Source organism: Tsuneonella sp. HG249 (assembly GCF_053819205.1).
In genome coordinates this window covers 35,573-61,650 of record NZ_JBSOQY010000001.1, presented here as the reverse complement: position 1 = coordinate 61,650, position 26,078 = coordinate 35,573, and the positions used below count along the sequence as shown (strand labels likewise).

General features: G+C 66.6%; 20 protein-coding genes. 7 read left to right on the top strand and 13 right to left on the bottom strand.

The features are described from left to right. Positions 1-222 precede the first annotated feature (222 nt). Together ACWPM1_RS00285 and ACWPM1_RS00280 are read right to left on the bottom strand one after the other, a co-directional pair. Positions 223-1,785 carry a class I adenylate-forming enzyme family protein gene (locus tag ACWPM1_RS00285; RefSeq protein WP_455692853.1) on the bottom strand — a complete coding sequence of 521 codons (1,563 nt, stop codon included), beginning with the start codon at positions 1,783-1,785 and terminating at the stop codon, positions 223-225. Further along, complete coding sequence (locus ACWPM1_RS00280; protein ID WP_455692852.1) at positions 1,782-3,206, bottom strand: M20/M25/M40 family metallo-hydrolase; 1,425 nt, start codon at positions 3,204-3,206, stop codon at positions 1,782-1,784. Before ACWPM1_RS00280 ends, ACWPM1_RS00285 begins: the two co-directional genes overlap by 4 nt. 118 nt (positions 3,207-3,324) lie before the next feature. On the opposite strand from ACWPM1_RS00280, the gene gyrB reads away from it, so the two are divergent. Then, positions 3,325-5,835 (top strand): DNA topoisomerase (ATP-hydrolyzing) subunit B, encoded by a 2,511-nt coding sequence (gene gyrB, locus ACWPM1_RS00275; protein ID WP_455692851.1) that lies wholly within the window; start codon positions 3,325-3,327, stop codon positions 5,833-5,835. A gap of 6 nt (positions 5,836-5,841) precedes the next feature. Here the strand turns inward: gyrB and ACWPM1_RS00270 are convergent, their stop codons facing one another. Next, on the bottom strand, positions 5,842-6,426 hold the full coding sequence (locus ACWPM1_RS00270; RefSeq protein WP_455692850.1) for a hypothetical protein: 585 nt from the start codon (positions 6,424-6,426) through the stop codon (positions 5,842-5,844). A 135-nt stretch (positions 6,427-6,561) separates the two neighbouring features. On the opposite strand from ACWPM1_RS00270, the gene ACWPM1_RS00265 reads away from it, so the two are divergent. Further along, positions 6,562-8,271: a bifunctional metallophosphatase/5'-nucleotidase gene (locus ACWPM1_RS00265; protein WP_455692849.1), complete on the top strand. Its 1,710-nt coding sequence runs from the start codon at positions 6,562-6,564 to the stop codon at positions 8,269-8,271. On the opposite strand, the gene ACWPM1_RS00260 is transcribed toward ACWPM1_RS00265, so the two are convergent. The 6 genes from ACWPM1_RS00260 to ACWPM1_RS00235 all read right to left on the bottom strand — a co-directional run bounded on the left by ACWPM1_RS00260 (position 8,268) and on the right by ACWPM1_RS00235 (position 13,555). Continuing rightward, positions 8,268-8,900, bottom strand: a complete 633-nt coding sequence (locus ACWPM1_RS00260) for a hypothetical protein (protein WP_455692848.1) — start codon at positions 8,898-8,900, stop codon at positions 8,268-8,270. The two genes, ACWPM1_RS00265 and ACWPM1_RS00260, sit on opposite strands and share 4 nt — an antisense overlap. 71 nt (positions 8,901-8,971) lie before the next feature. Further along, the gene (locus ACWPM1_RS00255) at positions 8,972-9,766 is read right to left on the bottom strand and encodes a DUF1295 domain-containing protein (protein WP_455692847.1); all 795 of its coding nucleotides are present in this window, start codon (positions 9,764-9,766) and stop codon (positions 8,972-8,974) included. Beyond that, positions 9,763-10,383 (bottom strand): 1-acyl-sn-glycerol-3-phosphate acyltransferase, encoded by a 621-nt coding sequence (locus tag ACWPM1_RS00250; protein WP_455692846.1) that lies wholly within the window; start codon positions 10,381-10,383, stop codon positions 9,763-9,765. The genes ACWPM1_RS00255 and ACWPM1_RS00250 overlap by 4 nt, the downstream gene beginning before the upstream one ends. A gap of 54 nt (positions 10,384-10,437) precedes the next feature. Continuing rightward, complete coding sequence (locus tag ACWPM1_RS00245) at positions 10,438-12,045, bottom strand: carboxyl transferase domain-containing protein (RefSeq protein ID WP_455692845.1); 1,608 nt, start codon at positions 12,043-12,045, stop codon at positions 10,438-10,440. Next, a complete protein-coding gene (locus tag ACWPM1_RS00240) occupies positions 12,042-12,392 on the bottom strand; it encodes a hypothetical protein (protein WP_455692844.1) in 351 nt (116 codons plus the stop codon). The genes ACWPM1_RS00245 and ACWPM1_RS00240 overlap by 4 nt, the downstream gene beginning before the upstream one ends. Beyond that, positions 12,389-13,555 carry an isovaleryl-CoA dehydrogenase gene (locus ACWPM1_RS00235; protein ID WP_455695086.1) on the bottom strand — a complete coding sequence of 389 codons (1,167 nt, stop codon included), beginning with the start codon at positions 13,553-13,555 and terminating at the stop codon, positions 12,389-12,391. The genes ACWPM1_RS00240 and ACWPM1_RS00235 overlap by 4 nt, the downstream gene beginning before the upstream one ends. Positions 13,556-13,712: 157 nt before the next feature. On the opposite strand from ACWPM1_RS00235, the gene ACWPM1_RS00230 reads away from it, so the two are divergent. After that, positions 13,713-15,236, top strand: coding sequence for a sensor histidine kinase (locus tag ACWPM1_RS00230; RefSeq protein WP_455692843.1), 1,524 nt, complete (start codon positions 13,713-13,715; stop codon positions 15,234-15,236). On the opposite strand, the gene ACWPM1_RS00225 is transcribed toward ACWPM1_RS00230, so the two are convergent. From ACWPM1_RS00225 to lgt, 3 genes are read right to left on the bottom strand one after another with little or no spacing between them, the layout of a single operon-like run. Continuing rightward, positions 15,233-15,646, bottom strand: a complete 414-nt coding sequence (locus tag ACWPM1_RS00225) for a DUF2147 domain-containing protein (RefSeq protein ID WP_455692842.1) — start codon at positions 15,644-15,646, stop codon at positions 15,233-15,235. The genes ACWPM1_RS00230 and ACWPM1_RS00225 overlap by 4 nt on opposite strands. Before the next feature lie 5 nt (positions 15,647-15,651). Further along, the gene (locus tag ACWPM1_RS00220; protein WP_455692841.1) at positions 15,652-16,710 is read right to left on the bottom strand and encodes a class I SAM-dependent methyltransferase; all 1,059 of its coding nucleotides are present in this window, start codon (positions 16,708-16,710) and stop codon (positions 15,652-15,654) included. Further along, positions 16,707-17,579, bottom strand: a complete 873-nt coding sequence (gene lgt / locus ACWPM1_RS00215; RefSeq protein WP_455692840.1) for a prolipoprotein diacylglyceryl transferase — start codon at positions 17,577-17,579, stop codon at positions 16,707-16,709. Before lgt ends, ACWPM1_RS00220 begins: the two co-directional genes overlap by 4 nt. A 124-nt stretch (positions 17,580-17,703) precedes the next feature. On the opposite strand from lgt, the gene ACWPM1_RS00210 reads away from it, so the two are divergent. Beyond that, positions 17,704-19,401: a class I adenylate-forming enzyme family protein gene (locus tag ACWPM1_RS00210; protein ID WP_455692839.1), complete on the top strand. Its 1,698-nt coding sequence runs from the start codon at positions 17,704-17,706 to the stop codon at positions 19,399-19,401. A gap of 257 nt (positions 19,402-19,658) precedes the next feature. Beyond that, on the top strand, positions 19,659-22,418 hold the full coding sequence (locus ACWPM1_RS00205) for a [protein-PII] uridylyltransferase (RefSeq protein ID WP_455692838.1): 2,760 nt from the start codon (positions 19,659-19,661) through the stop codon (positions 22,416-22,418). Here the strand turns inward: ACWPM1_RS00205 and ACWPM1_RS00200 are convergent. After that, complete coding sequence (locus tag ACWPM1_RS00200; protein ID WP_455692837.1) at positions 22,415-23,071, bottom strand: YggS family pyridoxal phosphate-dependent enzyme; 657 nt, start codon at positions 23,069-23,071, stop codon at positions 22,415-22,417. The genes ACWPM1_RS00205 and ACWPM1_RS00200 overlap by 4 nt on opposite strands. A gap of 6 nt (positions 23,072-23,077) precedes the next feature. Between ACWPM1_RS00200 and ACWPM1_RS00195 the strand changes: the two genes are divergently transcribed. Beyond that, positions 23,078-23,638, top strand: coding sequence for a thiamine phosphate synthase (locus tag ACWPM1_RS00195; protein WP_455692836.1), 561 nt, complete (start codon positions 23,078-23,080; stop codon positions 23,636-23,638). A gap of 71 nt (positions 23,639-23,709) precedes the next feature. After that, a complete protein-coding gene (locus ACWPM1_RS00190; RefSeq protein WP_455692835.1) occupies positions 23,710-26,064 on the top strand; it encodes a DNA translocase FtsK 4TM domain-containing protein in 2,355 nt (784 codons plus the stop codon). Positions 26,065-26,078 lie beyond the last annotated feature (14 nt).

Here is a 26,078-nt window from a genome sequence, read left to right as displayed (position 1 = left end):
CGTGTTGCGCGGAGCGCAACATGGATGTAGTTCTTGGCATTTGTGGAAAGCGACGTGGAATATTATTTCTCCGCCATCAAAGTATCCCGGTCGGTTGCGGCTGGGCAAACAACAGGGAAAACCAAGTCATGCGCATCCTATCGCACGTGTTCGCCTTCTTCGTTGCTACGGCCGTCAGCGGCCTGACGCTCACTGCGGCGATCAGCTAACTGCCGGGTCCGGTCACGCGACCGGATCCAGCGTGTCCGCAAGCGCACGAAGCTCGGTCTTGAGCAGCTTGCCTATGTGGCTTCGGGGCATTTCCTCGATCGGATGAAGCGCGGCGAGGCGCTGAGTCTTGCCCAGCTTGGCGTTGCACTCGCTCATGATCGAAGCGAGGTGGGCCTCGGTGAAGCCAGGCTGGAGCCTGACGAACCCCACCGGAGTTTCGCCCCAGCGCCGGCTCGGCATGCCGATCACCGCCGCTTCGGCGACGCGGGGATCGGCTTCGAGCACGGCCTCGAGATCGCTCGGGAAGATGTTGAATCCTCCCGAGATGATCATGTCCTTCGCCCGCCCGACGAGTTCCACGAAGCCGTCCTCGTCGATCCGGCCGATGTCGCCCATCCGCTGCCAGGTCTCGCCCGTGGCGGGGTCGGTCCAATACCCCTCGCGGGTCTTGCCCGGCTGGTTCTTGTAGCCCGACATCATCGTGCCGGAGCGTCCGACGAGATTGCCCGGGGTTCCCGGCGGCACCTCGCGATCTTCGTCGTCGAGCACCTTGAGTTCGCTGCCCGGCGCGGGCCGGCCCACTGTGTGCAGCTTGTCGGGGAACTCATGCGCCGGCAGTAGGCAGACCACGCCCCCTTCGGTCATCGAGTAGATCTCGATCAGCCCGCCGGGCATCCGCCGCAACACCTCGCGCTTGAGCTCGGCCGAGAACGGCGCGGACGTGCAGTATTTCAGCTTGAGCGAGGACAGGTCGAATTCGTCGAACGAGTGCTCGTCCATCAGCCGCTGGTACTGGACCGGGACCAGCATCGTCACCGCGGTGCGATCGGCCTGGCAATGGGCCAGCCAGCGCTTGGTGTCGAACTTGCCCATTACGCGTACCATTCCGCCCGCCAGCAACGGTGCGAGGAACGCGACCATGGTGGTGTTGGAATAGAGCGGGGTTGAGGCAAGGCTCGTCACGGGGAGCCCGGGCGCGAGCAGGGAGGCGGCGGTGGGCGAGAACTGGCGCCAGCGCATCAGGTGCGAATGCACGATGCCCTTGGGAATACCAGTCGTGCCGCTCGAGTAGATGATGTTGAACGGATCGCTCTCGGCCGGTTCGAACGGGGCAGCCCGCGTGCCGGGCTCGGCCATCCAGCCATCAAGCTCTTCGTCAAGCACGATCCGCGTCAGGCCGGGAAAGCAGTCGTCCCCCAATTCGGTAAGCTTGGCCCGATCAATGAAGATGTGCCTCGCGCCGCTATCCGCAGCCATGCCGGCGAGCTGGTCGGCGCTCGCGCTGGTCGTCAGCGGAGCCGCCACTCCGCCGGCGCGGACGGCGGCGAGAAACACCAGGGCGTAGGGGATTGTCGAGGTCCCCAGGATCGCGACCGACTGACCGCGCTCGAGGCCATCCCCCTGCAACCGCGCCGCAATTCGCTCGATCCGCTCCGCCAGCTCGCCCCAGGTCAGCTCGCCCGTATCGTCGCGCAACGCGGCTTCGTGGGGCTGGGCCGATGCCCATTGGGCCAGCACCTGAGGGAAAGAGCCAAAGGGCTCGGCCAGCCTGCCTGCAATTTCCTCGGCGGTCATGGGTTGGCCAGGGTTTGCACCAGATCGTGCAGGTAGTCGCGGCCGGTGTACACGCCGCGCACCTCGATCCGCTCATTCAGGCCGTGCGTGCCGTTTCCGTCGGGATTGCCCCACGCGCTCGGCACGCCATAGGTCGGAATGCCCGCGCCGCCGGTGTAGACCGCGTCGGTCGCCCCGGTGGACATCGCCGGGATCACCGGAACGCCCGGAAAGTGCTTCGCCGCGAGTTTCTCCACCGGGCCGACGATCTTGGGATCGAGCGGCGGCGGGGTCGCGAGCGGCTTGCCCTCCTTCTGGTAGGCGATGGAGACCCGTTCGTTGTCGATCAACCTGGTCAACGTGGCTTTGGTCTCAGCCGGGGTGTGTCCAGGGAAAATGCGGCAATTCACGTTCGCCTCTACTCTTTGGGGCAGGCCATTGAGGGCATGCCCCCCGTCGATCAAGGTCGCCACGCAAGTCGTCCGAAGCATCGAATTGAGCGCCTTGTCCTGTTCCACCACCGCAAGCGCCGCGGTGTCGGCCGGGTTGGCGACCAGCGCGACCATTGCCCTTCCGATATCGTCCGCCCGCATCGCGCCCGCTTTGGAGAAGAACGCTCGGGTGGTGTCGCTGAACTCGATCGGAAATTTGTGTGCCGAGATCCGGTCGAGCGCGCGGGCCATGTCGTAGATCGCGTTCTGCGGCACCGGCTGCGAGCTGTGCCCGCCGGGGTTGGTGGTGACGAGCGTGTAGTCCTGGTAGACCTTCTCGCCGACCTGCAGGGTCTGCACCATGAGCGTGCCCTTGCCGTCGGTGCGGCCGCCGCCGCCCTCGTTCAAGGCGAACTCCGCTTCGATCAGGTCCTTGCGGTTGGCGGCAAGCCACTCTGCGCCGTTGAACGCGCCCGAGGTTTCCTCGCCGCACGTCAGGGCCAGCTTGATCGTCCGTTTGGGGGTCTTGCCGCTCTCCTTGAGACGGATCAGCGAGTCGGCGAACACAGCCGACTGGAATTTGTCGTCGACCACGCCGCGGGCGTAATAGTACCCATCCTCTTCGACGAGCTTGTAGGGATCGCGCTCCCAGTCGGCGCGCTTGGCGGTGACCACGTCGATGTGCGCGAGGAGCAGCATCGGCTTGAGCGTCGTGGAACTGCCAGGAAGGATGGCCACCAGGCCGCCATCCTTGGGATGCTCGGGCACGCTGAACTGGACCAGTTGCTCGTCGGTGAAGCCGGCAACCTTCATCCGCGCAGCGATCTGCGCGGCCGCCTGGGTGCAGTTGCCGGTGGTCGGCGAAGTGTCGGTCTCCACCAGCTCTTTGTAAAGCTCCAAAAAGCGCTGCTGGTCGGCCCGCAGCGGGCCCATCGGCTCGATCTTCATCTGAGCCGCCGCAGGGGCGGCGACCAGCACAGCGGCGGTCGCCGCAAGCAACGCGAATTTCATCGGAATCTCCCAGCCTCGTCTGCCAGCCTCGTCTGGTTGCGTTTCAGCACCAATCGGCTGTGGATGGAAGGGGCTGTGGAAGGTTCCTAAATCGACCTTCGATGCCTATATGATGGGCATGGAAGATACCCCCGAAAATACCCCCAACCAGAACGAGTACGGCGCCGACAGCATCAAGGTGCTGAAAGGCCTCGACGCGGTGCGCAAGCGCCCCGGCATGTACATCGGCGACACCGACGACGGATCGGGCCTGCACCACATGGTGTTCGAGGTTTCCGACAACGCCATCGACGAGGCGCTGGCCGGGCATTGCGACCTGGTGTTGATCGAACTGAACCCCGACGGATCGGTCTCGGTCGAAGACAACGGCCGCGGCATCCCGGTCGACATGCACAAGGAAGAGGGGGTCTCGGCGGCCGAGGTTATCATGACCCAGCTGCACGCGGGCGGTAAGTTCGAGAACACCAGCGACGACAACGCCTACAAAGTGTCGGGCGGTCTCCACGGCGTGGGCGTGTCCGTCGTCAACGCGCTTAGCGAATGGCTCGAGCTGACCATCTGGCGCGACGGCAAGGAGCACTGGATGCGCTTCGAGCACGGCGACGCGGTGGGCCCGCTGATCGTCAAGGGTCCGGGGCGAGAGCGTAACGGCACCCGCGTGACCTTCATGGCCTCGACCGACACGTTCAAGAACGTCACCGAATACGATTTCGAGAAGCTCGAGCACCGTTATCGCGAACTCGCGTTCCTCAATTCAGGTGTGCGCATCAAGCTGCGCGACCTACGGCACGAGGAGCCGCTCGAGCACGACCTCTACTACGAAGGCGGGATCGCCGCCTTCGTGAAGTACCTCGACCGCAACAAGGCGCCACTGGTGCCCGAGCCGATCTCGGTCAGCGCGAACAAGGACGGCATCGGCATCGACGTCGCGCTCGAATGGAACGATTCGTATTACGAGAACGTGCTGTGCTTTACCAACAACATCCCCCAGCGTGACGGCGGCACCCACCTCGCGGCGTTCCGCGCCGCGCTTACGCGGACGATCAATAACTACGCAGAGCGCACCGGGCTGATGAAGAAGGAAAAGGTCAGCCTGACCGGCGAGGACATGCGCGAAGGGCTGACCGCGATCGTCTCGGTCAAGCTGCCCGATCCCAAGTTTGGCTCGCAGACCAAGGACAAGCTGGTCTCTTCCGAAGTCCGCCAGCCGCTCGAAGCGCTGATGGGCGAGAAGATGAGCGAGTGGCTCGAGGAAAACCCGGCCGACGCCAAGCAGATCATCCAAAAGATCGTCGACGCCGCCGCCGCGCGCGAGGCCGCCCGCCGGGCGCGCGAGATGAGCCGCAAGGGCGCGATGTCGGTGGCTTCGCTGCCCGGCAAGCTCAGCGACTGCCGCGAGCGCGACCCCGCCAAGTGCGAGCTGTTTCTGGTCGAGGGCGACAGCGCCGGCGGCTCGGCCAAGTCCGGCCGCGACAGCAAGTACCAGGCGATCCTGCCGCTGCGGGGCAAGATCCTCAACGTCGAGCGCGCGCGCTTCGACCGGATCATCAGCTCAAAGGAAGTCGGCACGCTGATCCAGGCGATGGGCACGGGCCTGCGCGACGAGTTCAACCTCGAAAAGCTGCGCTACCACAAGATCGTCATCATGACCGACGCCGACGTCGACGGCGCACACATCCGCACGCTGCTGCTGACGTTCTTCCACCGCCAGATGCCCGACATCGTCAAGGCGGGGCACCTGTTCATCGCCCAGCCGCCGCTGTTCAAGGTGAGCAAAGGCCGCAGCGAGGTCTACCTCAAGGATCAGCCTGCGCTCGATCGCTACCTCGTCGAGGCGGGAGTAGCCGGGCGCACGCTCGAGACGTCCGAAGGCGCCCGCTCTGGCGCCGATCTTGCCGCGCTGGTGGAGTACGCGCTGCGACTGCGCAGCCTGCTCGCCTTCGTTCCGCGCAAATACGATCCCGCTATCATCGAACAGATGGCGCTCGCCGGCGTGTTCGATCCCAAGCTCGACGCGGCGGGTCGCATGGCCGCGCTCGACCGGGCAGCCGGCCTACTGGGGCGCGGCGATCCCGAGGCGGTGTGGAGCGTCGTGCGCCGCGACGACGGCTCGATCGCCTTCGCCCGCGCGTGGAGGGGCGTGACTGATGCGCACGAGATCGAGGCCAAGTTCCTCGACAGCGCCGAAGCCCGCAAGCTGCACAAGCTGGCAGCGGAACATGCCTCCGCGTTCCTGACGCCGAGCCGCTTCGCCCTCACCGGCGCCGAGCCGGAACCCGAACCCGAGATTGCAGAGGAAGAGACTGAGGCCGCCAACGACGCGCAGGCGCCAAGCGCTCCGGTCACGTTCGACGGCGCGATCAGCCGTCCGTCTCAACTACTCGATGCGGTGCTCGCCGCCGGCCGCAAGGGCCTGTCGATCAGCCGCTACAAGGGCCTCGGCGAGATGAACGCCGAGCAGTTGTGGGAGACGACGCTGGACCCGGAGAACCGCGCGCTGCTCCAGGTCAAGGTCGAGGACGCCGACGTTACCGACGAAATCTTCACCCGCCTGATGGGCGATGTCGTCGAGCCGCGCCGCGAGTTCATCCAGGAGAATGCGCTCAACGTCGCCAATCTCGACGTGTAGCGTCTTCTAGACTGGCTGCGCCTGGCGGGTCACCGCTCCCTCCGGGCGCTCGGGCTCTTCGTTGACGAGTTCGTCGAACAGCGCCTCGTAGTGAATCATAGCCTGACGCAGATCCTCGGTCGTCGCCTGGCCGGCCTTCTGCTTGTCGGCGATGTCATGCCCGGCGCGGTAGTGGCGCGCCACTTCGCCGTGATCGACCGTCAGGCTTTCATAGCGAGCGTCGAAGTCGTCCACGGGGTACCCCCGCGCGCCCATCACGCCGCCGATCGCCCGGTCAGCCTCGAGCACGGCGGTGGCGGGGTCGTCGACGAAGCGGGCCTTGGCCGCGTGCCATTCTCCGCTGAACCGCTCACGCTCGGCAGGACCTAAGGGCCTCAGGTCAAGCGCGGCGACCCTTTTCTCTCGTTCGATCAACGCTTCCTCGGCCTTGCTGCGCCCGCCGAGTGTCTGCCGGGTGCGATCGTATTCGTCCTTGCCGAAGCGCTCGCGCAAAGCGGCGGTCCGGCGCGATCGGTAGAGGAACCACAGCACCAGCGCGGCGACCACGATGAGCGCGAGAATGGCAATTACAGCGGTCTGATCGGTCTGCATGGAGACCTCCTATGTTCTGGCACTCCCGCCTTTGCCTCCTGAACGGCGGCGGAGAGGGGCCGTTCCCCCCAATCGCTTCGGAAAGGCGCGCAATTTTGCCTTGTTGACGCGTTCCGGGGCTGGCACCTGCGGACTATGCTTCGCCCGCTTCTCGCGTCTTCGCTTGCGCTCGGCCTTGCCGCCTGCGCCACCGTTCCGCCCGCCGCGACCGCGCCGGTCATCGTGCGTATCGCGGGGTTCAACGACTTTCACGGCAATCTCGAGCCGGTGCGCCGTCCGGTCGTGCTGGACGATGGCCAAGGGGGGAAGCAGGAGGTCTACGCCGGCGGTGCGGCCTGGTTCGTATCCGCGATGGCCAAGATCCGCGCGCAGAACGAACATAGCATGGCTATCGGTGCCGGGGACCTCATCAGCGGGAGTCCGCTCGTCAGTTCGCTGTTTCTCGACGAGCCGACCGTGGGCGTGATGAACCGCGCGAAGATCGACTTCACCAGCGTCGGCAATCACGAGTTCGATCGCGGTTGGAAGGAGCTGAAGCGGCTGCGCGAGGGCGGCTGCGAAAAACTGACCTTGCGCGAACCGTGCGCGGTCGAGCGTGATTACAAGGGCAGCGACTACCCCATGCTCGCCGCCAACGTGCGCATGCCCGACGGGACGACGCTGTTCCCCGGCTACGGCATCAAGCGCTTCGGCAGCGGCGCCGGGGCCGTTGCGGTGGGGGTGATCGGCCTGACGCTGAAAGGAACCGCGCAGATTGTCGACCCGGTGGGCATCGCCGGAGTGACGTTCGAGGACGAAGCGGATTCAATCAATGCGCTCGTGCCTAAGGTGCTTGCCGAGGGGGCCGACGCGGTGGTCGTGGCGATCCACCAGGGCCTCGTGCCCGAGCCGGGGGCCAGCTTCACCGGCTGTGGTGCCATCGCCGGGGACCTGCGTCCGATACTCGAGCGGCTCGATCCCCGCGTCGACCTGGTCATCTCGGGGCATACGCATCGCGCCTACGTCTGCGATTTCGCCACCGTAGATCCCGCGCGGCGGTTCACGGTCACGAGCGCGGGTTCGTTCGGGACGATGCTGACCGACATCGCGCTGACGATCGACCCGCGCGCCAGCGACGTCAGCGGCGTCACCGCGCGCAACGTACCGGTGCAAAGCGCCGGCGAGGGCAGGCCCGCCAATCCGGCCTTCGAGAGCGTGGCCGCGGACCCCGCGGTAGCCGCCTACGTCGCTGGCTACGTAGCGGCCGCTGCGGAGGTCGCCAATCGTCCGGTTGGCCGCATCTCGGGCACGGCCACGCGCGGGCGGCCCGAAAGCGCGCTCGGCAACCTTATCGCGGACTCGCAATTGGCCGCGACCCGCGCTGCCGGCGCCCAGGTCGCCTTCATGAACCCCGGCGGGGTGCGCAGCGACCTCTCCGCGCGAGAAGGTGGCATGGTCACCTTCGGCGATGTCTACGCGGTTCAGCCTTTCGGCAACACGCTGGTCACGATGACGCTGGCCGGGGCGCAGATCCTGCGCCTGCTCGACCAGCAGTTCGCCAATCTCAACGAGCCCAACGTGCTAGCGGCCAGCGGCAACTTTGCCATGACGCTCGACCCGTCCAAGCCTTCCGGCGAGCGGGTGATCGCGGCGACGCTCGATGGCAAACCGATCGATCCCGCCGCAACCTACCGGGTGACGGTGAACAACTTCATCGCCTCGGGCGGCGACAACTTCGCGGTCTTGAAGGAGGGCACCGACGTGACCGTCGGCCCGCTCGATCTCGATGCGATCGAAACCTACCTGCGGGCCAGCGACATGGTGAAGGTGCCCGCGACCGGGCGCGTCACGCTGATCGCCGGCTAGGCCGCCCGCAACCCCGTCACGCCCCGCGCACCGCGCTCCTCGGCGCTGAGACCCGTGAAGATCGTGTCGACGATCCGGCCCAGCTTCTCCTCGCTCAGCCGCTCGTCGAGGTACGTGAGGATTTCGGCCATTGTATAGGGGTGGGTCATCTGGTTGATGAGGCTCAGTGCCTCGTCGATCGCCAGGCCGGCAAAGGCGCCTTCGGCTTGGGCCTGGGCGATCAGCTCGCACAGATAGTGGTCGGCGAGATCGATATAGCTGCGGACCCGTTCGAAATGGGTCGTGCCGAGCTCGCAATAGACCTTGAAGGCGGCGGGATCGGCCCGGTAGCGCGCGCGCTGCAGGGCGAAGCGCCGGGCGAAGAACTCGAACATCTTTCGATTGGGCGGCAGGTCGCTCGCGAGGACCTCTTCCATGATCGCGGTCGGTTCGGCGAACCAGGTTTCGACCACCCCGTCGAAGAGGTCGGTCTCCTCGGGAAACAGCACTTCGACGCGCGCTCTTGAAACGCCGGCGGCGGAGGCCAGCGCGCTCCGCGTCACTTCGTGGCCGCGCTCCTCGATCAGCCGCATGGCGAAGCGGATCAACCGCGCCTTCTCGCTGTCGGGTTCCGTCCCGGCGCCGCCCATGAATCGCTCCCGTCGAATGCTAATGAACCGCAATCTAGGGAACCGTTGGCGCGGCGTGAAGGGGTCGCGTGTCAGTGGCTCTTGGGGGGCAGGGGGAAAAAGCCCGATGTGCGCGCGACGTAAACCACGTAGCCCGGCCGTCGCTTGGTGAGGCCCGCCTCCAGCAGCGGCTTGCCCGACCACCGGGTGAGGGTGAAGGTGAGGAACACCGGCCCGGCTACGGTCCATGCGGCAACCCACCAGCCGGCGGATGCGGCGGCGAGCCAGATGCCCCACCACGCGCATACGTCGCCGAAATAGTTGGGATGCCGGGTATAGCGCCACAGGCCGCGGTCCATGACTTGGCCCTTGCTGGCCGGATCGGCGCGGAAGCGGGCGAGCTGCCAGTCGCCGACCCACTCGAAGAAGACCCCGACGAGCCACAAGGCGAGACCCAGCCATGCAAGGACACCCATGGGCTCGCTACCGCCCGCGGCGAGAATGCCCAGTTGGGCCGGGCTGCTGACGAGGAACAGCAGCACGGCCTGGCCGAGGAATACCTTCGTCAGCGCGGCGCTGGCGAACCGGCCCTGCTCGCGCGCCTTTTTGAGCATGCGGGCGTAACGCGCATCCTCGCCGTCGCGCCGCCAGCGGCGGAACAGGTAGATCGCCAGGCGGCAACCCCAAAGGACAGCCATTGCGGCGATGAGGGTCGCCAGCGGCCCGGGCTCGGCCAGCCGCAGCCAGCTCACCCCGGCGAGCAGCGCCATGCCGCCGCCCCAGAAGGCGTCGATGAACGAGACGTCGTCAATACGCACCGCAACCAGCCACAGGACCAGCACCGCCCCGAGCAGGATCGCCGCGTTGGCGGCCAGCGCCTCGATCATGCGGCGAGATCCTGCGGAAGCGCGAGCGAGGCTTCGAGCATGTCGAACCGTGCGCAGTCGGGGCGCACCGAGCGGTAGTAGGCCGCGAGGCAGGCGAGGTCGGCGGCGTAGTCGTCGCTGGGCCACAACGGCGCGCCAATGCCGCCGCGCATCGTCGCGTTGTCGACCCATGCCGGCACGATCGGCACGCCGGCCGCGCGGGCGATATGCCAGAAGCCCGAGCGCCACGCGCCATCGGACCGACGCGAGCCCTCGGGGGCGACGACCAGAGCGAGTTCGTCTGCTTCGGCGAAGGCGCGTGCGGCCTGGTCGACGTAGTTCGATCCGCGCTTCGAACGGTCGATCGAAACGCCCCCCATGTCGCGCATGAAGCGCTTCATCGGCCAGCGGAACAGCGCTTTCTTGCCCATGAAGCTCGGTCGGATGCCGAGCTGATTTGTTGCCCCCAGGAAGAACACGAAGTCCCAGTTGGAGGTGTGCGGCGCACCTGTGATGACGAACTTCGGCACCCCCGGGTGCACGCCCTCGAGTTGCCAGCCTTTCGACCGGTACAGAGCCAGCAGCGCGCGCCTCACGAAGCGCGACAACAGCGACACTTTCGGAACCCGGTTGCTCATCCCACTCTCCGAGGGGAGGCTAGCAACTTATGTTAGAAAAGCAAAAGGACGAGGCTACATGCGGAAGACGCCGAAGGCGGGACGCTCGGGGATGGGCGCCTCGAGCGTCGCGGCGAAGGCGAGGCCGAGCACGTCGCGGGTCTGCACCGGATCGATCACCCCATCGTCCCACAACCGCGCGGTGGCGTAGTAGGGGTTGCCCTCGTCCTCGTATTTCTGGCGGATCGGCGCCTTGAATGCCTCCGCCTGCTCGGGCGTCCAGCTGTCGGCATCGCGATGCACCGTCGCGAGGACGCTTGCCGCCTGCTCACCGCCCATCACCGAGATGCGGGCGTTGGGCCAGGTGAACAGGAAGCGCGGCCCATAGGCGCGGCCGGCCATGCCGTAGTTGCCCGCGCCGAAGCTGCCGCCGATCAGCACGGTGATCTTGGGCACGGTGGCGGTGGCGACCGCTGTGACGAGCTTGGCGCCGTGCTTGGCGATGCCTTCGGCCTCGTACTTGCCGCCGACCATGAAGCCTGAGATGTTCTGCAGGAACAGCAGCGGAATGCGCCGCTGGCAGGCGAGCTCGATGAAATGCGCCCCCTTCATCGCGCTCTCGGAGAACAGCACGCCGTTGTTGGCGAGGATCGCCACCGGCATCCCCCAGATGTGCGCGAAGCCGCAGACGAGCGTCGAACCGTAAAACGCCTTGAACTCGTGGAACTCGCTGCCGTCAACGATCCGGGCGATGACCTCGTGCACGTCGTAGGGTGCGCGCACGTCGTCCGGGATCAGGGCATGGAGGTCTTCCGCGTCGAATTTGGGCGGGCGCGGGTCCTTCAGCGCCACGTCTTTCGCTGCACCGGTGTTGGCGCCCAAGTGGCTGACGATATCCCGCACGATGGTCAGCGCATGCTCGTCGTTCTCGGCAAGATGGTCGACCACCCCCGATTTCCTGGCGTGGAGGTCACCCCCGCCCAGATCCTCGGCCGAGATCTCCTCGCCCGTGGCCGCCTTCACGAGCGGTGGACCGGCGAGGAAGATCGTCCCCTGCTCGCGCACGATCACCGTTTCGTCCGACATGGCCGGGACGTAGGCGCCGCCCGCGGTGCACGAGCCCATCACGCAAGCGATTTGCGGGATACCGAGCGAGCTCATGTTCGCCTGATTGAAGAATATCCGCCCGAAGTGATCGCGGTCGGGGAACACCTCGGCCTGGTAGGGCAGGTTGGCCCCGCCGCTGTCGACCAGATAGACGCACGGCAGGCGGTTCTCGGTCGCGATCTCCTGAGCGCGCAGGTGCTTCTTGACCGTCATCGGGTAGTAGCTGCCACCCTTGACCGTCGGATCATTGGCGACGATCATCACTTGCCGCCCGCTAACCCGTCCGATGCCGCAGATCATCGAGGCGCCGCTGACGTCGCCTTCGTACATCCCGTTGGCGGCGAGTTGGCCGATCTCGAGGAACGGCGATCCGGGATCGAGCAGCCGCTCGACCCGCTCGCGCGGCAACAGCTTGCCCCGGCTGACATGCCGCTCGCGATGCTTCTCGGGGCCCCCGAGCGCGGCTTCGGCCACTCTGGCGCGCAACTCGTCGGCGAGGCGCTTGTTATGCGCGAACCGAGCCTTGGCCTCGGCGCTCTCGCGGTCGAGCTTGGTGGTGAGGGTGGGACCCGTCATAGGTTGGCCCCCAGCAAAGCCAGAACCCCGGATGCCGTAAGCGAAGGCCATCCCACGTGCCGCCCGCGAGAGCTGACCAAGGCAAAGATGCCGACGACCAGCCAGAACGCTCCGATCAACCCGACGAGCCCACCCGGTGCGTCCGGCCACGTCACCACCACAGCATTCGTCAGCATAAACAGGCTAGTCAGATGCCAGGCCGGGCGGATGATTGCGCGCCGGCCCTTTGCACGGATAACCGGGTGGTCGGCGGTGACCAACGGCTTGACGACCATGCGCTCGCCGGCGAGCGAGTGGATCGCCGCTGTGATGATCATGGCGGCAGCTGCCAGATAGATGAAGGTCACCCCGCCGCCCCGATCAGCTCACGGCCAATGAGCATGCGGCGGATCTCGTTGGTGCCCGCGCCGATGTCGAGCAGCTTTGCGTCGCGGAGGTAGCGTTCGACCGGCCAGTCCTTGGTGTAGCCGGCGCCGCCCAGTGCCTGGACCGCCTCGCCCGCGACGCGGAAGGCGTTTTCGCTGGCGAGCAAGATCGCGCCGGCCGCATCGAAACGAGTCGTCGCGCCGGCATCGCAGTTCTTGGCCACCGCGTAGGTGTAGGCCCGCGCCGATTGCAGCGCGACGTACATGTCGGCGACCTTCGCCTGCATCAGCTGGAAGGCGCCGATCGGCTTGCCGAATTGCCTGCGCTCGCGGAGGTAGGGGATGACCGTGTCGAGGCACGCCTGCATGATGCCGAGCTGCAAGCCCGCGAGCACCACGCGCTCGTAGTCTAGCCCGCTCATCAGCACGCCGACCCCGCCGTTGACCGGGCCCATGACGTTCTCGTCGGGCACTTCGCAGTCGTCGAACACCAGCTCGGCGGTGGGGCTGCCGCGCATCCCCATTTTGTCGATCTTCTGGCCGATCGAGAATCCGGGCATGTCCTTCTCGATCAGGAACGCGGTGATCCCGCGAGAGCCGGCGTGCCCGTCGGTCTTGGCATATACCACGAGCGTATCGGCATAGGTCGCATTGGTGATCCAGAACTTGGTGCCGTTGAGCACGTAGCCGCCCTGGACCGCATCGGCCTTCAGCTTCATCGACACCACGTCCGAACCGGCGCTCGCCTCGCTCATCGCCAAACTGCCCACATGCTCGCCGCTGATCAGCTTGGGGAGGTACTTGGCCTTTTGCTCGGGATTGCCCCAGCGGCGGATCTGGTTGACGCAGAGGTTCGAATGCGCGCCGTAGCTTAGGCCAACGCTGGCGCTGGCCCGGCTGATCTCTTCCACCGCGATGACATGCTCAAGGTAGCCGAGCCCCAAGCCCCCGTCTTCCTCGTCGACCGTGATACCATGCAGCCCGAGCTCACCCATCGCCGGCCACAGCTCCTGCGGAAACCAGTCCTCCCGGTCGGCCCGCTCGGCGAGCGGGGCCACCTGTGCGTCGGCAAAGCGGGCGGCGGCCTCGCGGATCATTTCGGCGCTTTCGCCGAGCTGAAAATCGAAATGGGGGGTGGCACGCAAGACGATGAACTCCTCTGTATCGAGGCGCATAGACGAGCCGCTTGAGCCGGGCAAATTCAACTGCGCCAACAACTTGCCTTCGAATTAGTTTTCCGGCGCAAGACGTTTGAAAATTTGAGAATTCTCGACTATCGGGGCGACAGCTTAGGGATCCCTCGTGCCAACCACTGACCCATCCTCCTGGCCTGCCGGGGCGGCGCCTGCGCCTCAGTTCCGCACGGATGATGCACGGCTGTCGATCCTTGCCGCGCACGGAGCCGAGGGGATCGGGCCGGAGGGCGATCCCGAGCTGTCGGAAATCGCCGCCTTCGCGGCGCGGCTGTGCGAGACGCCCGTCGCGTTTGTTTCGCTGGTGCTGGGCGAAACGCAGCAGTTCGTCGGCCGCAGCGGCTCCGACATGGTCGAGCCGCCGCGTTCGACCAGCTTCTGCAGTCACGCCATGCACCGGGCTGAGCCGCTCGTCGTGACCGATGCGGCGCAGGACGCGCAGTCTGCCGACAACCCCTTGGTCGTGGGCGATCCTCATATCCGCTTCTACGCCGGTGCCCCGCTCATTTCGCGCGAAGGCGCGCCGCTGGGCGCTCTGTGCGTGATCGATACCGTTCCTCGGGAACAAGGGTTGACCGATCTCCAGCGCGAAGGCCTGCAGGTGCTGGCCCGTTCCGCCATGCAGCGCCTCAATGCCTTGCGCCAACAACGCGCCGCGGCCGAGCACATCGCGGGAAGCGCGCGCACCATGCGCGAGATTGCCGACTTGTTGCCGAGCGTGATCTGGTCGGCGGACGGCCAGGGCAATTTCGACTATTTTAATCAGCGTTGGTCCGAAGTGACCGGCGCCGCGCGGCCCAAGTTGGCCGACGATTGGCGGCCGCATATTCACAAGGAGGACGCCGAGCGCGCGTTCGCCGATTGGGACGCGAGCTTTGCGAAGGGTGAGCCGTTCGAGAGCGAGTACCGCCTTCGGCAGGCCGACGGGAGCTGGCGTTGGACCCTGTCGCGCGGGCTTCCGATGACCGACTCGTCGGGGGAAGTCGTCCGCTGGTACGGCACGCTCACCGACATCGACAGCGGCCGCCGGCTGTCGGAAAGCCGCGATCTGCTCGCGAAAGAGCTGTCCCATCGGATCAAAAACATCTTCGCCGTGGTCGCCGGGCTGGTCTCGATCCGCGCGCGGCGCCACCCCACCGCCAAGGAATTCGCCGCCGAGCTCGTCGATGCCATCCGCGCACTGGGCCGGGCGCACGACTTCGTCCGCCCGGTCGAAGGCGTAAAGGGCGACAGCCTGCGCGGCCTGCTCAGCGAGCTGATGGCCCCTTATGCGGACGACAACGGCCGCATCTCGGTAGACGGCGCAGAGTGCGAGATCGGACCGCGCGCCGCGACCCCCTTGGCGCTCATCTTCCACGAGCTGGCGACGAACTCGGCCAAGTACGGCGCGCTTTCGGTCGAAGGCAGCTCGATCGCGATCACGATAGATTGCCCCGAGGAAGAGGGCGTCTCGCGCATCGCGTGGCGCGAGCGCGGGGGGCCGGCGGTAACCGATCCAGGCGTCGAAGGCTTCGGCTCGCGGCTGGTGCAGATGTCGATCGAGGGCCAGCTCGGCGGCAGGATGGAGCGTCGCTTCAGTGCCGACGGGCTCGAGGTCGACCTCGAGATTCCGCTCGCGTCGATGCGGAGCTAGTCGGCCCGGCGCCAGATCTGGGTCTGGCAGAACGGTCCGATGCAGCCCTTGACCTCGAGCCGCCCGCCGTCGAGCCGGCGCAGGATCGAGCGGTACGACTTGCCCGCCTTGGGATCGTAGATCGTCCCGCGCCAGACTTTGCCGTCCGCCTTGAACCCGGTGAGAATGGGCAGGCCGAGCAGCTTGCGCGCGCGCAGCGATTTGTCGGGGTTGTTGGTGTCGCGCTGGTCGAGGCCCTGGGGCGGCACGACGAGGAACTTCGCGAGGCGCCCGCACCGCGTGGACCCGCAATCGCCGATCCGCACCTGCCCGGTCTTCTCGGCGGTGATCCACAGGCCGTCGATCGGCTCGGCTGCGGCTAGCGGGGTGCAGGCCAGCGCTGCGATGAACGCAACCGGGAATAGCCGCATGCCGTTCACTCCTGTTCGAACCCCACGCCTCGGGGCCATCCCGGGGCGGCGATGCCCATCACCTTGAACAGGTAGCCCATCTGGTCGTCGGCGATAAGCCGGTCGCGCGCGGTGACGAACTCGCCGCGCCGCTGCGGCGTGCGCAGCGCAAGCGCTTCGGTCCGCGTCTCGATGCCGAGCGTGCGAAGCCACTCGCCCTGCGTCCGGGTTCCCATCCATGCCGCCCCCCGTGCGCCGACGACTTGCGCGAGGGTCGCGAAGTCGACGTGAGCGGTCAGGTCCGCCTCGCCGGGGGCCTCGAAGGGGTCGACCTTGCGGTGCGCGCGCACCGCCTGGAGGGTCGAGCCCGCGCGCATGTCGACGTGGCCGTAGTCGATCAGCAGCGCGCAGCCGCCTTGCTCGGCCAGCCGGCCGGCGATCTCGCCGGTGATGGCGGCCGCGGCGGGCGAGGTCTCGATGATGGTTCCCTGCCGCCCGCCCCGCCATTCGTGCGGCACCGCGGCATCCATCGGTTGCGAGCCCCCGACATAGATGAAGCGGTCGCCGTCGAGCCCGACCATCCGCTCGCGCCAACCCTCGGCGGCGCGGATGAGCTGGCGCACAGGGAGGGCGTCCAGGAATTCGTTGCCGACGATGAGCAGCGGGCGGTCGTAGGGCAGGCTGTCGAGGTCCGCGTGGACGACGGCGTGGGGCACGGCTTCGGTCTGGATTTCGCGCAGGGCCGGCGAAGCCTCCACGAAGTGTACCTCGGGCTCGAGGCCATAACGCTTCATCGTCAGGAGCGCGTCCTTGGCCAGCGTGCCGCGTCCGGGTCCGAGCTCGACATAGGCGATCGGCTCCGGCCGGCCGGCGCGCACCCACATGTCGGCGAACCACAGGCCGATCAGCTCGCCGAACATCTGGCTGATCTCGGGCGCGGTCACGAAGTCGCCCCCGGCCCCGAGCGGATCGCGCGAGGCGTAGTAGCGCGCGTTGGACTCGGCCATGAAATGGGCGAGGCTGATCGGCCCGCTGGAGCGGATCAGCCGGCGGAAAATCTCCGCCAGCGGCGTTTCTCCCGTCATGCGGCGGCGGGCTGCGCCGCCTGGCCCCCCAGCGGCGGACGAGTTAGCGCGCGCACGACCAGCGCGATGCCGAGAATTATCAGCGGAATCGTCAGCCACTGGCCCATGTTGAGCCCGCTCTGGCGCGCGAACTCGCTGAGCTGGGCGTCCGGCTCGCGGAAGAACTCGACCGTGAACCGCCCGAGCGCGATGCCGGCGGTGAACACCCCGACGAGCAGGCCGGGCCGCCAGCGCGCCTTGGTCTTCCAGAACAGCCAGAGCATCACCGCGATGAGCAGCGCTCCCTCCAGCCCCGCCTCGTAGAGCTGGCTTGGGTGACGCGGCAACTGCAGCGGGTCGTCGGGGAAGATCATCGCCCACGACACGTCGGTCGGGCGGCCCCACAGCTCGCCGTTGACGAAATTGGCCAGGCGCCCGAACAGCATCCCGAACGGCACGTTGACCGCGATGTAGTCGGCAGTGCGCAGGAAGCTGATCTTGCCCTGCCGGCAGACCCAGGCGATCGCCACGACCACCCCCAAGATACCGCCGTGGAAGCTCATCCCGCCTTCCCACAGCTTGAAGAACTCGAGCGGGTTCTTGAGCAGGTAGAAGTCTGGCGAATAGAACAGCGCGTAGCCCAATCGCCCGCCCAGGATGATGCCGATCGTGCAGTAAAAGAACAGGTCGTCGGCATGGCGCTGCGCCATCGGGCTGCCCGGCGCCTTGATCATCCGGGTCAGGTGCCAATAGCCGAGGACGATCCCGCCGAGATAGGCCAGCGAGTAATAGCGCAGCTCGAAGAAGCCCAGATCGATGCCTCTTCGCAGACCCAGGTCCTCGAAGTGAATCGCCTGCGAAGCGGTCTCCGCCAGTAGTGACAGCAGCACGAATGGTCCTTACGCTTGAGCCGCCCCAAGAAGGGAATTGCAGCCGTTCGGGCGCGTCTTTGGCATAGCCGGGGCGCCTGCGAAACCCCGATGGCAGGCGACGGAGAGGACAGAGGAAGAACGAATGCCGACCGAGCTCGACAGGGATATCCAGCGCATCAACCAGGCTCTCACGGGCGCCGGGCAGATGTTCGAAACGAAGATGATCGAGCGGCGCGGCGTCGAGATGCCCGCCTTCGTCAACGCGCCGCCGAGCATCGCGCACTACTTCGCTCACTTCGCCAACCAGCATAAGGACACCGAATTCATCGTCGACGGCGAGCAGCGCCTGACCTTCGGCGAGGTCTATGCCGAGGCCGCCAGCGTCGCCCATGGCCTGGCCACACGCCACGGCATGAAGCGGGGCGACCGGGTGGGGATCGCCGCGCGCAATTCGGCCAACTGGATCGCCGCCTACATGGGCGTGCTGATGGGCGGCGGCTGCGCCGCGCTCATCAACGGCTGGTGGACCGGAGAGGAGATGGGCTTCGGCATCGACCTTTGCGAATGCTCGCTGGTCCTCGCCGATCGCCAGCGCGCGGCGCGCCTTGAAGGCATCGACCACGGCGCGAAGGTCATCGTGTTCGATCACGACGGGCCGCCCGCCGTGGGGCTCGAACCGATCTGGGCCGAGGGCGACACCGCGATGCAGATGCTCGGGGTGCTCGGGCCGGACGATCTCGCGACGATCCTCTACACCTCGGGATCCACCGGCACGCCCAAGGGCGCCTATTCCGACCACCTCGGAAAGGTGAGCGCGGTGATGAACTACATCGCGCAGACCGCCACCATCGTGCAGCTGCTGACCGAGCGAAACGAGATGCCGAGCGTGCAGCCGAGCGCGCTGGTCAACGTACCGCTGTTCCACGTGACCGGGGAAGTGCCGGTGTTCCTCCAGAGCTTCGCGATGGGCCGTAAGCTGGTGCTGATGCCCAAATGGGACGCGACCGAGGCGCTCGGACTGCTCGAGCGGGAGAAGATCACCTATTTCGTCGGGGTGCCGCTGATGAGTTACGAACTCGCCACGCACCCGGACCGCGCGAAATACGACCTCTCGGCGTGCAAGACGTTCGCCGGTGGCGGCGCGCCGCGCCCGCCAGAGCATGTCGCCCAGATCAAGGAGGCGTTCGCCGAAGGCTACCCGGTGCTCGGTTACGGCCTCACCGAAACGAACGGGGTCGGCTGCGGCAACCTCAACGAGAACTACATGGCCAAACCCGGCTCGACCGGCACCGCGTCGAAGCCGCTGGTGGACCTCGCGATCCTGGACGATGCGGGCAAGCCGTTGCCGCAGGGGCAGGTGGGCGAGATCAGCATGCGCTCCGCTTGCAATTTCCTCGGCTACTGGAAGAACGAGGAAGCGACCGAAGCGGCCTACACCGCCGACGCCTACTTCCGCACGGGCGACCTCGGCTACGTCGACGAGGATGAGTACCTGTTCATCGTCGACCGCAAGAAGGACATCATCATCCGCGGCGGCGAGAACATCGCCTGCATCGAGGTCGAGCAGGAGATTTACGCCCATCCGAACATCGCCGAATGCTCGGTGTTCGGGCTGCCCGACGAACGTTTGGGCGAGGTGCCCGCGGCGGTCTACGTCACCATGGATAGCCGCGATGTCGATCCGGAGGACTTGAAGGAATTCCTCGCCGAGCGCCTCGCCAAGTTCAAAATTCCGCAGTTCCTGTGGCAGGTCGACGAAGCATTGCCCCGGCTCGGCACCGAGAAGATCGACAAGCGCGCGCTCCGCGCCAAATACACCGAGCTCCTAGAGGCCGCCTAGATCGAACGGCTCGTTTTCCGTTTTCCTACAGGCCTGCGGGTGCGTTACCTTGAAGGGATGACGTGTCCATGCGCCAGCGATCCGAGCGACTCCGCGACCGGTCATGCGTCCTTTCGGAGCATGTCCTTAAGCGTGCGGTTTTCGTGCCTCCGGAAGTTGACGGGTCGAGCGGGAGAAACTCAGGAGAAGCAAGTAGTTAGATCTCAACCTAGCTTTCGTTCCACCCCGGTTGGGCGTTCCACGCAAGGCCACAGCCGATGAACCAGGTTCGGGTTCCCAACCAGCGCGAGGTAATCGATCGCCGCGCGCTCAGCGAGATGATCGCCACCCGCTGGTCGCAGGGAGGCGGGACAGCGCGCGCCGACATCGTCGCCGCGCTCAAGGCCGCGCTCGATCGCGGGCGCGCCGAACTCGACCGGCGATTGAGCGAACGCCCCTCGGCCGGTCACGAGATCACCGGGGGCCACGCGTTCCTCATCGACCAGCTGGTGCGGACCATTCACGACCACGTGATCGCCGACGTCTATCCGTCGATGAATCGCTCCACCGGCGAAAGGCTGACGCTGATTGCAGTCGGGGGATACGGCCGGGCGGAGATGGCGCCGCATTCGGATGTCGACATCGCCTTCATCCATCCCACCGGCAACGCACCGTGGTGCGAGCAGGTCATCGAGTCGATGCTCTATTACCTGTGGGATCTGGGACTGAAGGTCGGTCATTCGAGCCGGTCGGTCGACGAGACCATGCGCATGGCGCGCGCCGACCTGACCATCCGCACCGCGCTCCTCGAGGGCCGCTACGTGTGGGGCGACCAGGCACTCTATGACGAAGTCGCCCGGCGCTTCGCCGACGAAGTGGTAAAGGGTACCGAAAAGCAGTTCGTCACCGAGAAGCTCGAGGAGCGCAACGCCCGGCACAAGCGCATGGGCGACAGCCGCTACGTCGTCGAACCCAACGTCAAGGACGGCAAGGGAGGGCTGCGCGACCTGCAGACGCTCTACTGGATCGGCAAGTATATCCACAAGGTGCGCAGCGCCGCCGAACTGGTCGAAGTGGGACTGTTCAGCCCCGCCGAGTACAAGAGCTTCCGCCGCGCCGAGGGCTTCATGCTCGCGGTGCGTTGTCACTTGCACACGCTGACCGGCCGCCCCGAGGATAGGCTCACTTTCGACATGCAGCGCGCAGTCGCCGCTCGCATGAACTTCGCCGATCGGCCCGGCAAAAGCGCAGTCGAGCGCTTCATGCAGTTCTACTTTCTGCAGGCGAAACGGGTCGGGGCGCTCACCGGGGTATTCCTCGCCCACATCGACGAGCAGTTCGCGAAAAGCCGCCCGCGCAAGGGCCTGCTTGCGAGCTTCACCCCGCGGGCGCGCGAGCTGAAAGGCTACCGGGTCTTCGGCGGCAGGATCGCCGCCCCGTCCGACGACTGGTTCGGACAGGACCCGGTCCGGCTGATCGAGGTGTTCCAGCTAGCCGAGGCGAACGGCCTCGATATTCACCCCGACACCATGCGTCAGGCCGGGCGCGATGCCGGGCTGATCCGCCGCGAAACGCGCGACGACCCGCGTGCCAATGCGCTGTTCCTCGAGGTGCTCGCCGGACGTAACGATCCCGAAGGCGTGCTGCGGTGGATGAACGAGGCGGGCGTGTTCGGTCGCTTCGTGCCCGATTTCGGGCGGGTCAACGCGCAGATGCAGTTCGACATGTACCATCACTACACGGTCGACGAGCACACCATCCGGGCGATCGGGTTGCTCAACCGGATCGAGAAGGGCGAACTGACCGCCGACCATCCGCGCTCCTCGCGGCTGATACACGAAGTCGCCAGCCGGCGGGCGGCCTACGTCGCCGTGCTGCTGCACGACATTGCCAAGGGCCGGGGCGGCGACCACTCGATCCTCGGCGGGGACGTGGCGGAGCAGCTCTGCCCGCGCTTCGGGTTGGATGCCGGGGAAACCGCGCTCGTCGCCTGGCTGGTGCGCCAGCATCTGCTGATGAGCCGCACCGCGTTCAAGCGCGACCTCACCGATCCCAAGACGATCGACGATTTCGTCGCCGAGGTGCAAGGGCTGGAGCGGCTCCGGCACCTGATGATCCTCACCGCGGTCGATATCCGCGCGGTGGGGCCGGGCACCTGGAACAGCTGGAAGGGACAGCTTCTCGGTGAGCTTTACGACGCGGCGGAGGAGCACTTGCGGCTGGGCCATATGCGGCATGGTCGCAAGGAACGGGTGGCGGCCAAGAAGGCGGCCGTGCAGGCCCTGCTCGGCGACAAGGCGGGGTTGCTGAATCTTTACGCCGATCGCTTCGACGACAGCTATTGGGTCGCCGAACCGGAAGACATCGCCGCGCTCAATTTGGTCCAATACGGCAGGAGCCACGAGGACACGGGCAACCTTTCGGTCCATTGCGAGGTCTATCCGTCGCGCGGCGCGACGCTGGTGACCGTCATCGCCGCCGACCATCCCGGGCTGTTCTATCGCATAGCCGGCGGTATCCACCTCGCCGGGGCGAACATCATCGACGCGCGCATCCACACGACGCGCACCGGCTGGGCGGTCGACAACTTCCTCGTCCAGGACCCGCACGGGGCGCCGTTCAGCGAAGCGAACCAATTGGAGCGGCTGGAGCGATCGATCGGCGATGCGCTCGCCAATCGCAGCGCGCTGGTGCCGCAACTGGCCAAGCGGCCGCTGTCGCACAGCCGGGCAGCCGCTTTCGATGTCCGCCCCGTGGTCAGCTTCGACAACCAGGCTTCGGGCCGCTTCACGGTGATCGAGGTCAACGCGCGCGACCGGCCGGCGCTGCTGAACCGTCTCGCCCGGGCGCTGTTCGAAAGCCGCCTCCTCGTGTTCAGCGCGCATGTCACGAACTACGGCGAGCGGGCGGCGGACGCGTTCTACGTGACCGACCTGACCGGCGGCAAGGTCACCGGGTCGGCGCGGCTGAAGGCGATCGAGGCCGCTTTGCTGGTTGCCGCGAGCGACGAGCGGCAGGCGGAGCTGGAGAGCGCCTAGCGCTCGCCGAACAGCGCCGTGCCGACGCGAACGTGGGTAGCGCCGAGAATGATGGCGGTTTCGAAGTCCCCGCTCATGCCCATGCTGAGGCCGGCAAGGCCGTTGTCGCGCGCCAGCTTGTCGAGCAGCGCGAAGAACGGCGCCGGCTCGATCCCTGCGGGAGGGACGCACATGAGGCCGGTCACAGGCACCTCGGCGGTGCGGGCCTCTGCCAGCAGCGCGGGCAGGTCGCGCACCGCGCAGCCGCCCTTCTGGGGCTCCTCGCCGACGTCGACCTGCACGAATGCATCGATGCGGCGTCCCACCTTGTCGAACGCCCTGGCGAGCGCGGTGACCAGACTCGACCGGTCGAGCGAATGGATGCAGTCGAACAGGCGCACCGCGTCTTCCGCCTTGTTCGACTGCAATTGCCCCACGAGATGCAGCTTCGCATCGGGCCAGCGTTCGCGCAGCGCCGGCCACTTGGCGGCCGCCTCCTGCACGCGGTTCTCGCCGAACACGCGCTGGCCTGCTTCGAGCAGCGGCACGATCGCTTCGGCCGGATGGGTCTTGCTGACGGCGACGAGGGTTACTTCGTCGCCCTCGCGACGGGCGATCCCGGCGGCGCGTGCAATTTGGTCGTGGATTGCGGAGAGGCGCAACGCTGCATTCATCGCGTGGTGCGCTATAACGCCGTCATGGGCGTGTCACTCCCCGATCTCTGGCTGCTATCGGACGCCCGCAACGACGAGCTGCTGCCGCGCGCGCTTCGGGCGCTGCCGCAGCGTTCGGCGTTCGTGTTCCGGCACTATCACCTCGATCCGCGCGCACGCCGCGTGCGGTTTGACGAACTCTCCCCGATCGCGCTGGAGCACGGCCACTTGCTGATCCTGTCGGGTAGCGACGATCAGGCCCGGGCCTGGGGTGCCGCCGGCTCCTACGGCCCGCCGGAGGCCATCGGAGAGGCGCCCGAGCTGCTGCGGATCGGGGCCGTACACGACGGCCATGAGATCGCCCACGCCAATGCGGCAGGGGCCGACGCGGTTATGCTCTCGCCGGTCTTCGCCACCCGCACCCATCCCAATATCGCGCCGTTGGGGCCGGAAAAATTCCATGCGCTCGCCGCGCTCGCCGAAATGCCCGTGATCGCGCTCGGCGGCATGACCTTCGAACGGGCGAAGGAATTGGGCTGGACGCGGTGGGCGGCGATCGACGGCCTCGCCCTCAAGCAGGATTCCTGACGTCAAGGATTCTTGACGCCGGACTCCCCGGCCTGCGATAGTATGCCCCTGACGGAATAGGGGAACCAACAATGGCCACGCGAGCACTCGGCGTAGGGGCGGGCAAAGCGCCGGCGGCCGACTGGCGCGCGGCGTTTCGCCGCAGCTTGCGCCGTGCCGGGCAGATAACCGGCGCCGCCGCGTTGTTCGCGGCTATGCTGTTCCTCGGGCTGGCGCTCGCCAGCTACACCCAGACCGATCCCAGCAGTTCCACCGCGGCGGCAGGCGACGACGTCAAGAACTGGATGGGGCCAATCGGCGCTTGGTTCGCAGAGCGCGTGTTCTTCATGTTCGGCGTCACCGGGGTCCTTCTGTTGCCCCTGCTTTACGTTGCCTCGCGCAAGCTGTGGCGCGAGGTCGAGGGCGAGGACCGGGACGAGCGCACCCGTTGGTGGCGTCCGCTCGGGCTCTTGTTGTTCTCGATGGCGCTCCTCGGCACTGTGCTCGCGCTCATCTTCGACCGCCCGGGCGGCTCGCTGCCGGCCTCGATGGGCGGGATCGCTGGCCTTCTTGGCGCCGGCGCGATCGAGGGAATCGCCGCGCGCCTTGGTGAGGGCATTTCAGGCTGGGTCATCCTTGGCCTGGCGCTGCTGGCGTTGGCCGGCGGCGTGGCGGGCGTGACCAGGGTGTTCGCGCTCGACTGGGTGGCCTTGTTGACGCTTCCGGGCTTTCTCAAGCGGGTACCCGAGCTTCCGCCCGCGTTGGCAGATGCGCCGTTCATGCCCAAGCAGCGAGCGCGCCACGTGCGGGAAACCGCGGAAGAGGAGCCCCCGCAGATCGCCGAGCGTCGCGCGCCGGCGATCGCCGACCCTGCCACTGCGCCGCGAGCCGCAAGGCCCGCCGGCAAGAAGGCGCAAACCGACCTGTTCGCCAATTACCAGCTACCGAACCTAGAACTGCTGGCCGAGCCCAAACCCCACGCCGCTCCTAAGCTCGACAAGCTCGCACTGGAACGCAATGCGCGACTGCTGGAAACGGTGCTCGACGACTTCAACGTCAAGGGTGAGATCACCGCGGTGCGCACCGGGCCTGTGGTGACGATGTACGAGCTGGAACCCGCGCCGGGCATCAAGGCGAGCCGGGTCATCGGCCTGGCTGAAGACATCGCCCGCAACATGAGCGCGATCAGCGCCCGCGTTTCCTCGATTCCGGGCAAGACGGTGATGGGCATCGAGCTGCCTAATGCCGACCGCCAGACCGTCGCGCTGAAGGAGCTCGCCGCATGCGACGCGTTCGTGAACGCGCGCGGCGCGCTGCCGATTATCCTGGGCAAGGACATCGCCGGCGAGCCGATTGTCGCCGACCTGGCCGCGATGCCGCACTTGCTCGTCGCGGGTACCACCGGTTCCGGTAAATCGGTCGGGCTCAACTGCATCCTCTTGAGCCTGCTCTACAAGTTCACCCCCGATGACCTTCGCCTCATTCTGATCGACCCCAAGATCCTCGAATTGAAGAGCTACGACGACATACCCCACCTTCTCAGCCAGGTGGTGACGGAGCCCTCAAAAGCGGTGCGCGCGCTCAAGTGGGCAGTCGAGGAGATGGAGCGCCGCTACCGCATGATGAGCAGCATCGGCGCGCGTAATATCGCCGGGTTCAACGAGCGGGTGAAGACTGCCGCGGCAAAGGGGAAGCCGCTGGGGCGAAGGGTGCAGACCGGGTTCGATCCTGACACCGGCGAGGAGCTGTTCGAGGAAGAGCAGCTCGACTACGCGCCGCTGCCGCAGATCGTGCTGATCGTCGACGAGCTCGCTGACCTCATGGTCACCGTCGGCAAGGAGATCGAGGTTCTCATCCAGCGGCTCAGCCAGAAGAGCCGCGCGGCGGGCATCCACCTGATCATGGCTACCCAGCGCCCGTCGGTCGACGTCATCACCGGGGTGATCAAGGCCAACCTGCCGACCCGCATCAGCTTCAACGTCACCAGTCGGATCGACAGCCGCACGATCCTGGGCGAGCAGGGCGCCGAGCAACTGCTCGGCAAGGGCGACATGCTCTACAAGCCCAGTACAGGCGCGCTGGTGCGCGTCCATGGCCCGTTCGTTAGCGATGAGGAGGTTGAGGCGGTCGCCGAGCATTGGCGCGGACAGGGCAAGCCCGAATACGTCGACGCGGTGACCGAGGAGCCCGAGGATAGTTACGGCTTCAGCTTCGACGACGAGCTGACAGCGAGCGACAACCCGGAAGAGCGCAAGTACCGTCAGGCTTGCCAGATTGTCTTCGAGCACCAGAAGGCCAGTGGCTCCTGGCTCCAGCGCCAGATGGGCGTCGGCTACAACACGGCCGCCAAGTGGATCGAAAAGATGGAGGAGGACGGCTTCGTCGGCCCCGCCAACCACGTCGGCCGCCGCGACATCTACCGCGATAAGGACGGCAACCCTCTCTAGCCCGCACGGCTGGT